Origin of the sequence: Dietzia sp. CH92, assembly GCF_032248695.1 — a bacterium.
In the GTDB taxonomy this organism is placed as follows: domain Bacteria; phylum Actinomycetota; class Actinomycetes; order Mycobacteriales; family Mycobacteriaceae; genus Dietzia.
Window position 1 is genome coordinate 58,904 of sequence record NZ_JAVHXC010000003.1, and the last position, 13,716, is coordinate 72,619.

Consider the following 13,716-nt stretch of genomic DNA (forward strand, 5'->3'; position numbering starts at 1 on the left):
ATGCGGTGGGACGATCGAACCGTGAACGCGGCCACCGATCGCAAGATCGCCCTCCTGCGGGGGATCAACGTGGGAAAGTCCGGGCGCATCGCCATGGCGGATCTCCGGGCGTGCACCGAGGCCGCCGGGTGCGCGGAGGTGAGGACGGTGCTGGCCACCGGCAACGTGGTGCTCACCGACCCGCGCCCCGAGGCCGAACTGCGCTCGGTGCTGGAGACGGCCTACGCAGGCCGCTTCGGTTACGACGCGGTGGTCCAGGTGCTCGCCCGCGAAGCCGTCGAGGACGCGGTCGCGCGGTACCCGTTCGCCACCCTGGACGACCACCACGACTACCTGGTCTTCTCCGACGATCCGGAGGTGACCGCCGTGGTGGCCGAGGCGATGGCGGCGGCCGTCGATCCGGCCGGCACCGAGGAGGTCGCGGCCGGATCGGTGTGCGTCTACTGGCGGGTGCCCAGGGGGCTCACGCTGAGCTCCGCCGCCGCCAAGGTGACCGCCGACAGATCGCACGGCCGGCACCTGACCATGCGGAACATCAGAACGCTGCGCAAGGTCCTCGCCCTGGGCTGAACCCCGCTCGATCGGGCGATCAGGGACCCTGGACGGACGCTCCGATGGTGTCGACCACGGCAGCGAGCGGCCCGAAGATCGCGGGGAAGATCCCATCCCACATGGCCTGGAGCTGGGAGAGGTCGAACGGGGGCATCTGTCACGCTCCTTCTCGGACGAGGGCGGCGGGCGGGCTCTCCGCGGGCACCGGTATCCCTCGATTCCCAGGATCCTCTGCAGTCACACCCGGGCGCAACCCCTCCCTCGTGGCAGACTGCGTGCGATGCGCCACCGCCCGACCCGTCGCCCCGCCGCCCTCGCGGCGCTGGTCGCGATCGCCGTCGCCGGCGGGTGTGCGACCGACCCCGACGATTCGGCCGGGCCCGCCACCAGCACCCTCACGACGCCGTCCGGGCACCGGGCCCCCTCGCCGTCGCCGTCCTCACCGCCGTCGCCGTCGTCCCCGCTGACCCCGCCGGCACCGCCCGCACCGCCCGCACCGCCGTTCATCGCCACGGCGACCTGGGCCGATTCCGACTACGGCGTCACCCTCGAGGTGGCGCCCACCGACGCCGGGCGCCGCGCCACGGGCGCCGGCGACGCCGAGGCGGCCTGGCGGGAGGTGCTCGCGCTCGCCCCCGACGCCGACGCCCCGGGCATGTGGGAGCAGTTCGACTGTCACTGGACGTGGGCGCGGCTGCTCGAACCGGACAAGCCCACGTGGAACGTCGAACCGTGGCGGCCGGTCGTGTCGCCGGAGCGGATGCTGGCCGAGGGGTGCAACCCGGGAGGGCCGGAGGTATGAGCAGTGCCCGGCAAGAGCCGGTGACCCGCCCCGCCACTCCCGAGGACGCCGCCGGATGCCGCGACGTGTACGCGCCGTACGTGCGGGAGACGACGGTGACGTTCGAGACCGAGGTGCCGGACGTCGAGGAGTTCGCCGGGCGGATCACGCGGGCCCTCGAGCACCACGACTGGCTGGTCGCGGAGCTCGACGGACGCGTCCTCGGCTACGCCTACGCCGGGCCCGTCAAGGAGCGCGCCGCGTACCGCTGGTCCTGCGAGGTCAGCGTCTACCTGGCCCCCGAGGCCCGCGGGAACGGCCTGGGTCGGGCGCTCTACCGCGAGCTGTTCACCCGCCTCGAGGCGCGGGGTTTCCGGCGCCTGCTGGCGATCATCACCCTGCCCAACGAGGCCAGTGTCGCGCTGCACCGGGCGCTCGGGTTCCGCGAGTCGGGGCGACTCGAACGGATCGGGTTCAAGCACGGGCGGTGGCTGGACGTGACGTGGATGCAGGCAGACCTGGGCCCGGATCCGCTGGCACCTCCGGCACCGCCGGACTGAGGGCGCGGCGCACCAGGCCGGTGCACAGGTCGTCGAGCCACCCGCCCACCGAGGCTCGCGCGGCGGCCGTGTCGGGGTACCGGCACCGCACGTGCAGGCCCGAGCCGTTGACCACGAACCACACCATGACCCCGTCGGTGCGGATCACCGCCGACACGTGCTGCGGACGCAGGCCCAGGTCCACGTCGACGGGCAGGCGCCGGTGGTCGAGCCACGACACCGCGAACATGCCGGGCGTGTGCGGCATCCCGCCGTACGGGGCGAGGATCGGCCCCAGCGGGTGCGAGCCCAGCTCGATCGCCTCGCGCACCGCCGCCGCGCAGGCCGCGGGGTCGGGGTCGGCGCACTCGATGACCGAGTTGGTGATGAACCAGCCCACCGAGTCGTCCCAGTGGTGCGGCCGCTCCACGTCGTGCCGCGAGTGCACCGGCAGCACGGCGCGCAGCCCCACCCCGGCGCGGCGGCGCAGGACCTCGGTCATCTCCGCCACCGCCAGCGCGATCATCCGCACCCCGGCCGCTGCGGCCGCCGTCTCCAGCGCGGCGACCCCGTCCCAGTCGAGGACATCGCGCACCTCCACCACCTGCTCGCGCGGGGTGGAGATGTCGCCCAGGTCGAGCGGGAAGACCGGCATCCCGCCGTCGCCGCGCGCCATGATCTGCGCCCACCGCGAGTGCACCCGGCCCGGCGCAGGGGGTCGGGCGGCCAGCTCGGCGGTGTGCTCGGAGAACGCCGCCGGCAGCGCGGCCCCGGCCCACCCCGGACCGGCCCCGACCCACCCCGGACCCCCGCCCGGCCCGGGACCGCGGGGCCGATCCCCCAGGCCCGCGCAGAAGTCACGCATCACCACCAGCAGCGACCAGGCGTCCACGTGACTGTGGTCGAACCCGATCACCACCACCGGACGCTCGCGCTCGTCCCGCGGCTGCACCAGGCACAACGCGTGCGCCGGCCGCGCGAACGGACAGCACGCCTCGTCGAACACCCGGCGGATCACGGCCCTCGGGTCCTCCTCCGGCCCGGCCGGCGGGATCCGCCACCCGAGGGGTTGCACGGTCACCGGCCGCAGGCGCAGCTCGCCGTCGACCTCGCCGTCGTCGACCTCGCCGCCGACCCGACCGCTACCGTCGTCGGCCCCGCCGCGCCCACCCTCCTCCCCGACCGGCCGGCGCCCGGCCCCGCCCACCAGCACCGTGCGCAGCGTCCCGTGCCGCGCGATGACCCGCAGCCACGCGCGGGCGACCTGCTCGCGGTCGGCCGCGAGCGGCAGGGTGAACGCCAGCGCCATCCACGACCCGGCGCGCGGCCCGAGCGACGCATGCCGCGCCTGGTCGAACGACGGCGTCAGATCGCGGCCCTGAGCTGGACTGATCTTCGTCACATACCGGTGCACGACGCCGTCCGGCAGGTCCATCCGGGTTACCGTGGTGAGCCTCATGGCCCGCACGGTAGGGCCGGCGTGTTACGGGGAAAGGCCTGGAGTGTGACGACGACGAGACGGTCCGCGACCCGACCCGGCGGGAACGGGCGGGCCCTGGCCCGGGACCGCAGGGGGGCGGGGCTGCCGGTGGTGCAGCTGCACGGCCTGAGCTCGAGCCGGCGCCGCGACGAGGTGTTCGGGCTCGATCTCACGGCGGGCCGCGACGGACTGCACGTGGTCCGCTACGACGCCCGGGGGCACGGGGAGTCGCCCGGCACCACCGAGCCCGGGGACTACACGTGGCCGGTGCTGGCCCGCGACCTGCTGGCGCTGCTCAACGAGGAGTTCCCGGGTCAGCGGGTGCACGGTGTCGGCCAGTCGATGGGATCGGCCACGCTGCTCACCGCGGCGGCCGCCGAGCCCGACCGGTTCGCCTCGCTCACGCTGGGCATCCCGCCGACGGTGTGGGGGTGGCGGCGTGAGCAGTCGCGACTGTACGAGCTGGCCGCCCGGCAGGTGGCGCGGTGGGGCGGCGCGCGGTGGTCGGAGCTGACGCGGACGCCGCCGACCTCGCCGGCGATCGACCCGGGACGGCCGCACACCGCTCCGGACGTGGCCGACGAGTGGCTGCCCGCGGCGTTCCGCGGCGCCGCCGCCACGGACCTGCCGCCGGAGTCCGAGATCGCCCGGCTGGGCATGCCGGTGCTGCTGCTGGCGTGGCCGCAGGACGCCTCGCATCCGCTCGAGGTGGCCGAGCACCTGCGTGACCTGCTGCCGGACGCCCGGCTGGAGGTGGCGCGCACCCCGGCCGAGGTGGCCGGGTGGCCGCGGCTCGTCGGCGAGTTCGTGGAGGGCTGCGGCGGGTAGGTCCGGCGCGCCCGCATCGGCGCGGAGCCGGACCAGCGGTGGCATCGGCGCGCGGGCTTCGCACAATGGGTCCATGCGTGAACTTCAGAGGACGATCATCGACCACCTCGGGGTGAAGCCCGAGATCGACCCCGCCGCCGAGGTCGAGCGGCGGGTGCGGTTCCTCGTGGACTACCTGCGGGCCAGCGGCGCCGCGGGCTACGTCCTCGGCCTGTCCGGCGGGGTCGACTCGACCCTGGCCGGACGCCTGGCCCAGCTCGCGGTGGAGCGGATCCGCGCCGAGGGCGGCGACGCGGTGTTCGTGGGGATGCGCCTGCCCTACCGGGTGCAGCACGACGAGGCCGACGCTGCCGCGGCCGTGGAGTTCGTGGACGCCGACGAGGCCGTGACGGTGAACATCGCGCCCGGTGTGGACGCGCTCAACTCCGAGATCCGCGAGGCCACCGGGAGCGAGCTCACCGACTTCACCAAGGGCAACGCCAAGGCGCGCCACCGCATGGTCGCCCAGTACGCACTCGCCGGGGATCGCGGTCTGCTGGTGATCGGCGCCGACCACGCCGCGGAGAACGTCACCGGGTTCTTCACCAAGTTCGGCGACGGCGCCGCCGACGTCCTCCCCCTGGCGGGCCTGAACAAGCGGCAGGGCCGCGCCCTGCTGCGCCACCTCGGTGCCCCGGAGCAGCTGTGGAACAAGGTCCCCACCGCCGACCTGCTCGATGAGAAGGCCGGGCAGACCGACGAGGACGAGCTCGGCCTACGTTATGACGACATCGACGACTACCTCGAGGGCCGCGACGTCCCCGAGCAGGTCGCCGAGACCATCGAGTCCGTGTGGCACCGCAACCGGCACAAGCGCACCACCCCGGTCGAGGTGTCCGACACCTGGTGGCGCCCCGGGGAGCAGACGGCGCTCGTGGTGATCGACATGCAGAACTCGTACTTCGAGTTCCCCGACCTGGCGTCCGTCCGCGAGGAGCTGGTGGCCTCGGTCAACGAGCTCATCGAGGCCGCCCACGAGGCGGGCCGACCGGTGGTCCTGGTGCGGACCGAGCACGCCCGCGACCGGTCCACGTGGACTCTCAACATGTGCGAGGACGACCAGGGCTTCGCCTACCCCGGCACCGAGCAGGCGCAGTTCCTCGACGAGCTGGCCACCGGGAACCACATCGAGGTGGTGAAGACCCGCGACAGCGCGTTCTTCGACACCGACCTCACGGCGCGGCTGGAGGCGCTGGGCGTGGACCACCTGCTGGTGTGCGGGGTGTCCACGCACAGCTGTGTGGCGCAGACCGCGATCGACGGGTTCGCCGAGAACCTGCACGTGGCGATCGCCCGCGGCGCGATCTCCTCGGACAACGCGGCGCTGTCGGAGGCGCTGCTGGACTTCTGCGCCGACCAGATGCGCCAGCCGATCGTCGACCAGCAGGCCAGCCTGGAGCTGCTGCGGACGGGAGCCTGGCCCGAGTCGGGCTCGTGAGCGGGCGCGCCGCGCCCGGCGGCGGGCTCAGCCCCGCGCGACGACGCCCGTGACCGGGATGCGCCCGCCCACGGCCTGCCGGAAGTTGAGCACCGCGCGCTTGACGTGGTCGCCGGTGGTCACCACGACCGCACCGGTGGTACCGCGGTCACGGAAGATCCGGTCGGTGAACTGGGCGTTCTGCACCGTGGAGGCGGAGTTGCCCTCCTCGGTGATCCGCAGCGGCGAGATGCCGGCGCCGCGGAGCCAGTCGCCCATCGCACGCGCCTCGGTGCGCCCGTTCTGCGGCATACCGCCGGTGACGATGATCCGCGCCGTCGGGTACGCCTGCGCCAGCCGGAAGCCGGTGCGCAGCCGCTCCTCGAGCACGGGCCGGATGCCGCCGTCGGGGAACAGGCCCGCGCCCAGGATCACGATGTCGGTCGTGAACGGGTTGAGGGTGAGCATCGCCGGATCGTCGGAGGTGAGCACCTCGAAGTCGCCGCACAGCGGCAGCAGCGAGGCGTTCACCTGCTGGCAGCCGAGCGACGTCAGCCCGCTGTACAGCGCGACGGGCGTGGGCATCTCCGCCGACCCGGCGGAGGCGGAGCCGGCGCCGAGGCCCAGCGCGAGCGCCGCGGCGGCCGCGACCGCGGCGAGACGCGTGTGTGTCCTACGCACGAGAAGTGTCCTCTCCCAAGCAGTGTCGTGACCTCATGGTTATCGCCGGTCACGGAGCGGCCGTTACCTATAGCACGGGGCGATCACGACGCCGCCGCGTACCCTGCACGGCATGCCGGAAGGATACGACAGAGTAACGGCCGTGCGGTACCTCCGTGACGCGGATCCGGAGCTCGGTGCGCACATCGGGGCGGTGGGGCCGTGCACCCTCGCCGCAGCGCCGGACGCGGGGCCGCACACCCTGTTCGACCGCCTGGCCTCGTCGATCATGTCCCAGCAGCTGTCGGTCAAGGCGGCGGCGACGATCGCCGGACGCCTACGCGAGCGCGCGACGGGCGCCGGGCAGCTCGACCCCGTCCGGGTGGCCCTGCTGTCCGACGAGGAGCTGCGGGCGTGCGGCATCTCGCGCCCGAAGGTGGCCGCCCTGCGCGATCTCGCCGACGCGGTGCGCACCGGGCGGATCCCCTCCCTCGCCGCGCTGAGGGAGTACGACGACGAGGAGGTCGTCGACGCCCTGACCACGGTCCGCGGGATAGGCCGGTGGACCGTGGAGATGCAGTTGATCTTCCTGTTGGACAGACCCGACGTCTTCCCCGTGTCCGACGTCGGGGTGCGGCGGGGTTTCGAGCGGGTGCTGGGCCTCGAGGAGAAGGCCTCCCCCGACCTGATGCTCGAGCGGGCACGGCGGTGGGCCCCGTACCGGTCGGTGGCCTCCTGGTACCTGTGGCGCGCGGTGGACCAGTCCGGCGAGGCGGTGCCCGCACCCACGGCGGCGTCCTAGGCTCGGCGCATGGCGAACCTGTACTGGGAGCGGACGCGGGCGGCGGCGGCCCGCGCCGCGGCGAGGGCGCGGGAGGTCAACTCCGACCCCGCCTCGGTCGAGTGGATGCGACGCGCACGTCGGGCGCTACCGGGGGACTCGGGGTTCGGCGACCCGCTCTCGGCCGCGGGCCGCGACGGCGCCGGGACGATCGCGCGGCTGGCCGGGCGACTGTTCGACGACCGGACCACCGCGAGCCGCGAGATGACGCTCGGGGCGCTCCAGGTGTGGCAGGTCCTGCGCGAACGCACCGGCCGGGCCGGGGTCGGCGCCGAGGTGACGATCGTGTTCACCGACATCGTCGGGTTCTCCGACTGGGCGATGCGGGCCGGCGACGAGGACGCACTGCGCCTGCTGCGCGACGTCGCCCGGGCCACCGAACCGGAGGTGACGCGGCACCGCGGTGTGGTCGTCAAGCGGCTCGGCGACGGCCTCATGGCGGCCTTCCCGTCGCCGCAGCTGGCGCTCGAGGCGGTGGCGGCGTGCCTGGACGGGGTGGCCGGGGTCGAGGTGGCCGGGTGGCGGCCGCGGCTGCGGGTGGGCGTGCACACCGGGCGGCCCCGCAGGATCGGGGACGACTACCTGGGCATGGACGTCAACATCGCGGCGCGGCTCGCCGAGAAGGCGGGCGCCGGGGAGATCCTCGTCAGTGAGGCCACGCGCGCCGGGCTGGACCCGGACCGGGTCGCGACCCGCCCCAAGCGTGGCTTCCGGTGGGGCGGGGTCAAGGGGGTGCCCGACCAGATCGCGGTCCACGTGGCGACGCCCCGCTGACCGGGCGCCCTGAGTCGGGCGGCGTCCGGTAGAACGGACACATGGCAACCACCGCATTCAAGGGCAATCCCGTCACGACCTCCGGCGAGCTCCCCGCCGTCGGCACCACCGCTCCGGCGTTCGAGCTGGTCGGCACCGACCTGGGCCCGGTCACCTCCGAGTCGCTGGCCGGCAAGAAGCTCATCCTCAACATCTTCCCGAGCGTGGACACCGGCGTGTGCGCCCAGTCGGTCCGCACCTTCCACGAGAAGGCCAGCGGCCTCGCCGACACCGTGGTCGTCAACATCTCGGCCGACCTGCCGTTCGCGCACAAGCGGTTCTGCGCCTCCGAGGACATCGAGAACGCCACCGCCGGCTCGACCTTCCGCAGCGACTTCGCCACCGACTACGGCGTCAAGATGACCGACGGACCGATGGCCGGCCTGTGCGCCCGCTCGGTCGTCGTGGTGGACGCCCAGGGCAAGGTCGTCCACACCCAGCTCGTCGACGAGATCACCACCGAGCCGGACTACGACTCCGCGCTCGCCGCCGTGAACTGATCCGAACCCGCACACGAACCGCGGCCCGCCCCCGACGATCGGGGGCGGGCCGCGGTTCTCGGTCGCCCGCGGGGGCGACTCAGGCGTCGGCGTCCACCAGGGAGAAGCGCCGGGTGGCCTCCTCGAGCTGATCGAACAGGGTCGCGATCTCCTCGGCGCGTCGCTCGGCGGGCTGCACGCCCTCCGGCCCGAACTCGCTGAACAGGCTCAGCGAGATCTGCTGGCGCACGCCGAACATGCGGAAGTTGGCCACTATCTGCCGCCAGTGCTCGACCGCACGCACACCACCCTCGGCACCGTAGGAGACAAAGGCCACGGGCTTGTCCGCCCACTCGTCGCCGAGCGAGTCGAAGGCGTTCTTCAGGCCGCCGGGGACGCTGTGGTTGTACTCGGGGGTGACAAAGACGAAGGCGTCGTAGCCGTCGATCGTCTCGCTCCAGCGCTGCACCCGCTCGTCCTCGTACTGCTTGGCCGCCGCGCCCGGCACGGTGGCCGAGGTGAGCAGCGGGACGTCGAAGGACTTGAGGTCGATCAGCTCGTAGGTCGCGTCCGGGCGTCGGCGCGCCTGCTGCGCGACCCACTCGGCCACGGACTTGCCGGAACGTTCCTCACGGATGCTGCCCAGGATGATCCCGATCTTCACGCGGTCCCCTCTCGTCGTACGAAATCTGGACTCTGACCGTCCCGATCCTACGTGAGTGACGTGACAACCATTCACCGGCGTCCGTACACGGTGACCGTCGCCACCGCACAGACCCGACCCCGCTCGTCCCGGGTGGTGACCTGCGAGATCCCCCAGCTCCGCCCGTCGTGCAGCACCTCGGCCCGCACCGTCACCGGCCCCACCAGCGGGATCTGCCGGACGTACCGCACGTCCAACGAGGACGAACTCACCTCGCGCTCGTGCGGGAACACCGCGGACCCCACGACCTCCGCCGCCGCCGCGAAGACGCCGCCGTGCAGGTTCCCCAGCGGGTTGGCCAGCGTCGGCTCCGGCGCGATCACGCCCTCCACCACGCGACCGCCGCCCGGCCCGTCCGCGCCGCCCGGGCCGTCGCCGCGCTCGGTCAGCGACAGGCACAGCACCTCGGCCAGCGTGCCGGGCTCGAGCGCGGACGGCCACGGCGGCTCGTCGTCGTACCCCTCCGCGTCCACGCCCGCCGCGAACTCCATGGTCTTGACCAGTCCCGAGGCGATCACCTCGCCGTCGTCGTCCACGACCTCACCGCGCGTCGTGAGGCAGTGACCGTCGTGTCCCAGGTGGTCCGCGCGGATCCCCAGTCCCGTGGACCCCGTCCGCGGCGTGGCGATGAGGTCCAGGCGCAGCTCGGTGGTGACGGTCCACTTCCCGCTGGGGCGGCGCCGGTGGTTCTCCGCACCCAGCCCCGAATCCACCATCACGGCCAGACCGCCGGTGGCGAAACGACCGGACGGGTCCACGAACTGCCCGGCGACCGGTTGGTGCCAGCTCACCGTGCCGTCCGGGTTCTCACTGAACGTCAGGCCCAGGCGGGGCTCGGGGCCGGTGTGCTGCGATTCTCTCACCCGGCGACGCTAACACGTGTTCTCATTCCGGCCCGACACCTCGTCGCGGCCGCCCGCGCGGCCGGTGGCACCGCACAATGGGGGCGTGCCGCTGACCCGCGAGGCCCTCCCCACCCCCCGCCGCTGGCCCATCCGCGTCGCCACCACCGTGATCGCCACCGCGATCGTGATGCTGGTGCTGGCCGTCGCCGCGGGCGGCGCCTGGCTGCTGCTGCGCTCGGCGGTGCACGACGCGATCGACTCGACGGGCCGCGACCGCGCCGTGGACGTGGCGACCCGGCTCGCCGCCGCCGGCCCGCAGGCCTCCCTCGAGCTGGTCTCCGAACCGCTGTCCGGGGTGGATCTCGTCCGGATCGTCGCCCCCGACGGACGCATCCTCGCCGGGCAGGTCACCCGCGGACTCGAGACCCTCCCCGCGCTGCCCGCTCCCGGCCCCGGTGAGATCCTCCGGCGACAGGTCGACGCCCCCGACGGCTCCGACCTGCGGGTCACCTCCGTCGGCGTGGACATGCGCGGGGTGCTCCTGGCCGTGGAGGTGGGCACCGACACCGACCGGTACGACACCGTCCTGGCCGCCGGCGCGGTCCTGTTCCTGTCCTTCGTGCCCGTCGCGGGGCTCGCGACCGCCGGGTTCGTCCACTACGCCATGGGCCGGGTCCTGCGCCCCGTCGAGTCGATCCGCTCCCGCGTCGCCGAGATCTCCGCCTCCGGCCGCGGCGAGCGGGTGCCCGTGCCCGAGGCGGAGGACGAGATCGCGCGCCTGGCCCGCACGATGAACGCGATGCTCGCCCGCCTCGACGCCGCCCGCACCGCCCAGGTGGCGTTCGTCGGCGACGCCTCCCACGAGCTGCGCAGTCCCCTGTCGACCCTGTCGACGATGCTCGAGCTGTCCTCCACCTCCGGCACGCCGGTCGACGTGGAGACGGTCGACGAACTGCTCCTGCCCGAGGTGGAGCGGATGCGCACCATGGTCGAGGACCTGCTGCTGCTGGCCAAGAGCGACGAGCGCGGGCGGCCGTTGCGGCGGGACGACGTGGACCTCGACGACCTGGTCCTGTCGGAGGCGGCGCGGCTGCGCGGCCTCGCCGCGTCCGGTGACGCGTCCGGTGACGCGGGCGGGCTCGAGGTGTCCGTCTCCGTCGAACCGGCCCGCCTCGTCGGGGACCCCGACGCCCTGCAACGGGTGGTGCGCAACCTCGTCGACAACGCCCGCCGCCACGCCCGCGCGCGCGTGGCGTTGAGCCTGACGGTCGACCGGTCCGGCGCCGGATCCCCGCGCGCGGTGATCACGGTCGACGACGACGGCGAGGGCGTTCCCCCTGATCAGCGGGAATCGGTGTTCGACCGCTTCGCCCGCCTGGACGCGGACCGCGCGCGGGGCAGCGGCGGATCGGGCCTGGGCCTGGCGATCGTCTCCGAGATCACCCGCACCCACGGGGGCGCGGTGCGGGCGGAGGACGCGCCCGGCGGAGGCGCCCGGTTCGTGGTCGAGTTGCCCGTGGAAGCGCTCGAGGACACGGGCGACTGAGCACCGGATAGGCTCGCCTCTCGTGTGGGCCCGCCTGAACCGCCTCTTCGACGCCGAGGACCCCTGGATCCGCCCACTGCCGGAGAACTACCTCCGCGCGGACGCGATCCTCGCCCTGGCGGTGTTCGCCTGTTCGGCGGTCGGCGTGGAGATCCTCCGGAGTACCGGTGCCCTCGCCGGCGAGGGCTCACCGGTCTGGGCGCAGTATCTCGCCATGGCCAGCGTGGCGCCGCTGCTGGCGGTCCGCCGCCGGTTCCCGCTCACCACCGGTCTCGGGGCGACCGCGCACCTGCTGGTGATCGGCAGCATCATGCCGTTGGTGATGGGCCAGGTGTCCCAGCAGGTGCTGTACTTCGTCGCCGTGTACTCCGCGGTCGCCTGGGCGCGCGACCGGCGGGCACTCGTCGGCGTCGCCGTGGGGATCACCGCGGCCCTGGCGGTCTGGATGGTCTGGTACGTCGCCCTCGGCTCCGGGTTGCAGCAGATCCTCGACGCCGTGGAGGACGTCGACCATTCGAGCGGTCTGCTCCCCCCGGTCCCCGCCTTCCTCGCCTACGCGGTCCTCATCAACGTCGCGTACTTCGGCGGCGCGGCCGCGCTCGGGGTCTCCTCGTGGCGCGGGGCCCGGCGTCGTCACGAGCTCGCCGAGCAGGCGCGGACGATCGAGCACCAGTCCGAGGCCCTGCGCGATAGCGCCGTGGTGGAGGAGCGCCTGCGTATCGCCCGCGAGCTGCACGACGTGATCGCCCACCACGTCGCGGCGATCGGGGTCCAGGCCGCCGCCGCGCGCCGGGTCATGGACCGCGACCCCGACGCCGCCGCGGGGGCCCTGCGCACGATCGAGGAGTCCTCGCGCTCGGCAGTCGCGGAGATGCGGTCCCTGCTCGGTGCGCTCCGCAGCGGCGGCCCCGACATCCCGCCCGTCGGGGCGCGGTCCTCCGGCCACGGGCTCGCGGACGTCGCCCGGCTGGCCGCCGCGCACGACACGGCCGGGTTCTCCACCACCGTCACCGTGGCCGCCGCCCCCGGGCATCCCCTCGAGGAGGTCCCGGCCCTCGTCGGGCTCTCGCTGTACCGCACCGTGCAGGAGGCGCTGGCCAACACCCGGCGCCACTCCACCGCGCACCACGCCGGGATCGTCCTGCGCACCGGGGAGAACCCCGACCGCACCCCGTACGCGGAGGTCGAGGTCCTCGACGACGGGCGGCCCCGCACCGGGACCTCGGGCAGCGGCCTCGGGCTGCTCGGCATGCGGGAGCGCGTCCGGTCGCACGGCGGGGAATGCGAGATCGGCCCCCGGGTGACCGGCGGATACCGTGTCCGGGTCCGGTTGCCCTACCGGCCGGGCACAGACCACCACGGCCACGGGGAGGGCACATGACCGGCGAGGGCACCGCGGGGGCGCTCCGGGTCCTCGTCGTGGACGACCAGGCGCTCATGCGGTCGGGGTTCTCGATGATGCTGGGCGTCGAACCGGACATCGACGTCATCGGCGACGCGGCGGACGGCGCCGCCGCGATCGAGATGTGCCGCCGCCACCGCCCGGACGTCGTGCTCATGGACGTCCAGATGCCGGGGACCGACGGCATCGCGGCCACCGAGGTCATCACCGGCGAGCACCTCGCCAAGGTCCTCATCCTCACCACCTTCGACCGCGACGACTACCTGTTCGACGCCCTGCGCGCCGGGGCGAGCGGGTTCCTGCTGAAGAACTCCGACCCCGAGGACCTGGTGGACGGCATCCGGGCCGTGGGCCACGGCCACGCCCTGCTCGCGCCCGAGGTGACCCGCCGCGTCATCGAACGCCTCGCCACGCCGCCCCCGACCGAGGAGCGACCCGGCCCCGACCGGTCGGGGGCACGCGCGCCCGAGCTGGCCGGTCTCACGGCGCGTGAGACCGAGGTCCTGGGCCTGGTCGCGCGGGGACTGTCCAACGCCGAGATCGCCGACCGTCTCGTCGTGGGCGAGGCCACGGTCAAGACCCACGTCTCGTCCTGCCTGGCCAAGCTCCACCTGCGCGACCGCGTCCAGGCGGTGGTCCTGGCCTACGAGGTCGGCCTGGTCCACCCCGGGGACTGACCCCCTCCCCCTCGAGGCGGAGACGCCACCCCCTCCTCCCGCACGAAATCCCCCCGTGGGCTGATCCGCCCGGGCACCGCCCGCCCTAGCGTGGTCGGTACACCTGCACCAGGG

At 73.9% G+C, this 13,716-nt stretch carries 15 protein-coding genes and 1 pseudogene; 12 read left to right on the plus strand and 4 right to left on the minus strand.

What is annotated here, in order from left to right; genetic code table 11:
* The first annotated feature begins 21 nt into the window (after nt 1-21).
* From RWK90_RS06660 to RWK90_RS06670, 3 genes are all read left to right on the plus strand, one after another.
* Nucleotides 22-570, plus strand: coding sequence for a DUF1697 domain-containing protein (locus RWK90_RS06660; protein WP_314036055.1), 549 nt, complete (start codon nt 22-24; stop codon nt 568-570).
* A gap of 262 nt (nt 571-832) precedes the next feature.
* Complete coding sequence (locus RWK90_RS06665) at nt 833-1,354, plus strand: DUF2599 domain-containing protein (RefSeq protein ID WP_314036057.1); 522 nt, start codon at nt 833-835, stop codon at nt 1,352-1,354.
* Nucleotides 1,351-1,893 (plus strand): GNAT family N-acetyltransferase, encoded by a 543-nt coding sequence (locus RWK90_RS06670; protein ID WP_314036059.1) that lies wholly within the window; start codon nt 1,351-1,353, stop codon nt 1,891-1,893. The genes RWK90_RS06665 and RWK90_RS06670 overlap by 4 nt, the downstream gene beginning before the upstream one ends.
* Here the strand turns inward: RWK90_RS06670 and RWK90_RS06675 are convergent.
* Nucleotides 1,808-3,331 (minus strand): hypothetical protein, encoded by a 1,524-nt coding sequence (locus RWK90_RS06675; RefSeq protein ID WP_314036061.1) that lies wholly within the window; start codon nt 3,329-3,331, stop codon nt 1,808-1,810. The genes RWK90_RS06670 and RWK90_RS06675 overlap by 86 nt on opposite strands.
* A 45-nt stretch (nt 3,332-3,376) precedes the next feature.
* Here RWK90_RS06675 and RWK90_RS06680 point away from each other — a divergent pair, with 45 nt between their 5' ends.
* From RWK90_RS06680 to RWK90_RS06690, 3 genes and pseudogenes are all read left to right on the plus strand, one after another.
* Nucleotides 3,377-4,180: an alpha/beta fold hydrolase gene (locus tag RWK90_RS06680; protein ID WP_314036063.1), complete on the plus strand. Its 804-nt coding sequence runs from the start codon at nt 3,377-3,379 to the stop codon at nt 4,178-4,180.
* A gap of 73 nt (nt 4,181-4,253) precedes the next feature.
* Nucleotides 4,254-5,072: pseudogene (gene nadE / locus RWK90_RS06685) on the plus strand (ammonia-dependent NAD(+) synthetase); the annotation flags it as partial.
* 24 nt (nt 5,073-5,096) lie between these two features.
* Entirely contained in the window at nt 5,097-5,657 is a 561-nt protein-coding gene (locus RWK90_RS06690) for an isochorismatase family cysteine hydrolase (RefSeq protein WP_314037076.1), read from the plus strand.
* A gap of 27 nt (nt 5,658-5,684) precedes the next feature.
* Here the strand turns inward: RWK90_RS06690 and RWK90_RS06695 are convergent, their stop codons facing one another.
* On the minus strand, nt 5,685-6,317 hold the full coding sequence (locus RWK90_RS06695) for a YdcF family protein (RefSeq protein ID WP_314036065.1): 633 nt from the start codon (nt 6,315-6,317) through the stop codon (nt 5,685-5,687).
* A 112-nt stretch (nt 6,318-6,429) separates the two neighbouring features.
* Between RWK90_RS06695 and RWK90_RS06700 the strand changes: the two genes are divergently transcribed.
* From RWK90_RS06700 to tpx, 3 genes are read left to right on the plus strand one after another with little or no spacing between them, the layout of a single operon-like run.
* Entirely contained in the window at nt 6,430-7,098 is a 669-nt protein-coding gene (locus tag RWK90_RS06700; RefSeq protein ID WP_314036067.1) for a DNA-3-methyladenine glycosylase 2 family protein, read from the plus strand.
* 9 nt (nt 7,099-7,107) lie between these two features.
* Nucleotides 7,108-7,911: an adenylate/guanylate cyclase domain-containing protein gene (locus RWK90_RS06705; RefSeq protein WP_314036069.1), complete on the plus strand. Its 804-nt coding sequence runs from the start codon at nt 7,108-7,110 to the stop codon at nt 7,909-7,911.
* A gap of 41 nt (nt 7,912-7,952) precedes the next feature.
* Nucleotides 7,953-8,450 (plus strand): thiol peroxidase, encoded by a 498-nt coding sequence (gene tpx, locus RWK90_RS06710; RefSeq protein WP_314036070.1) that lies wholly within the window; start codon nt 7,953-7,955, stop codon nt 8,448-8,450.
* Nucleotides 8,451-8,529: 79 nt separating this feature from the next.
* Here tpx and RWK90_RS06715 read toward each other — a convergent pair whose 3' ends face one another.
* Complete coding sequence (locus RWK90_RS06715; protein ID WP_314036072.1) at nt 8,530-9,093, minus strand: NAD(P)H-dependent oxidoreductase; 564 nt, start codon at nt 9,091-9,093, stop codon at nt 8,530-8,532.
* A 71-nt stretch (nt 9,094-9,164) separates the two neighbouring features.
* Entirely contained in the window at nt 9,165-9,995 is an 831-nt protein-coding gene (locus RWK90_RS06720; RefSeq protein WP_314036074.1) for a hotdog fold thioesterase, read from the minus strand.
* Between the two features lie 85 nt (nt 9,996-10,080).
* On the opposite strand from RWK90_RS06720, the gene RWK90_RS06725 reads away from it, so the two are divergent.
* Genes RWK90_RS06725 through RWK90_RS06735 form a run of 3 tightly spaced genes read left to right on the plus strand, consistent with a single transcriptional unit; the run spans nt 10,081 to nt 13,602 of the window.
* Nucleotides 10,081-11,523 carry an ATP-binding protein gene (locus RWK90_RS06725; protein WP_314036076.1) on the plus strand — a complete coding sequence of 481 codons (1,443 nt, stop codon included), beginning with the start codon at nt 10,081-10,083 and terminating at the stop codon, nt 11,521-11,523.
* A 22-nt stretch (nt 11,524-11,545) separates the two neighbouring features.
* Nucleotides 11,546-12,904 carry a histidine kinase gene (locus RWK90_RS06730; RefSeq protein ID WP_314036078.1) on the plus strand — a complete coding sequence of 453 codons (1,359 nt, stop codon included), beginning with the start codon at nt 11,546-11,548 and terminating at the stop codon, nt 12,902-12,904.
* Nucleotides 12,901-13,602 (plus strand): response regulator transcription factor, encoded by a 702-nt coding sequence (locus tag RWK90_RS06735; protein WP_314036080.1) that lies wholly within the window; start codon nt 12,901-12,903, stop codon nt 13,600-13,602. Before RWK90_RS06730 ends, RWK90_RS06735 begins: the two co-directional genes overlap by 4 nt.
* The last annotated feature ends 114 nt before the right edge of the window (nt 13,603-13,716 follow it).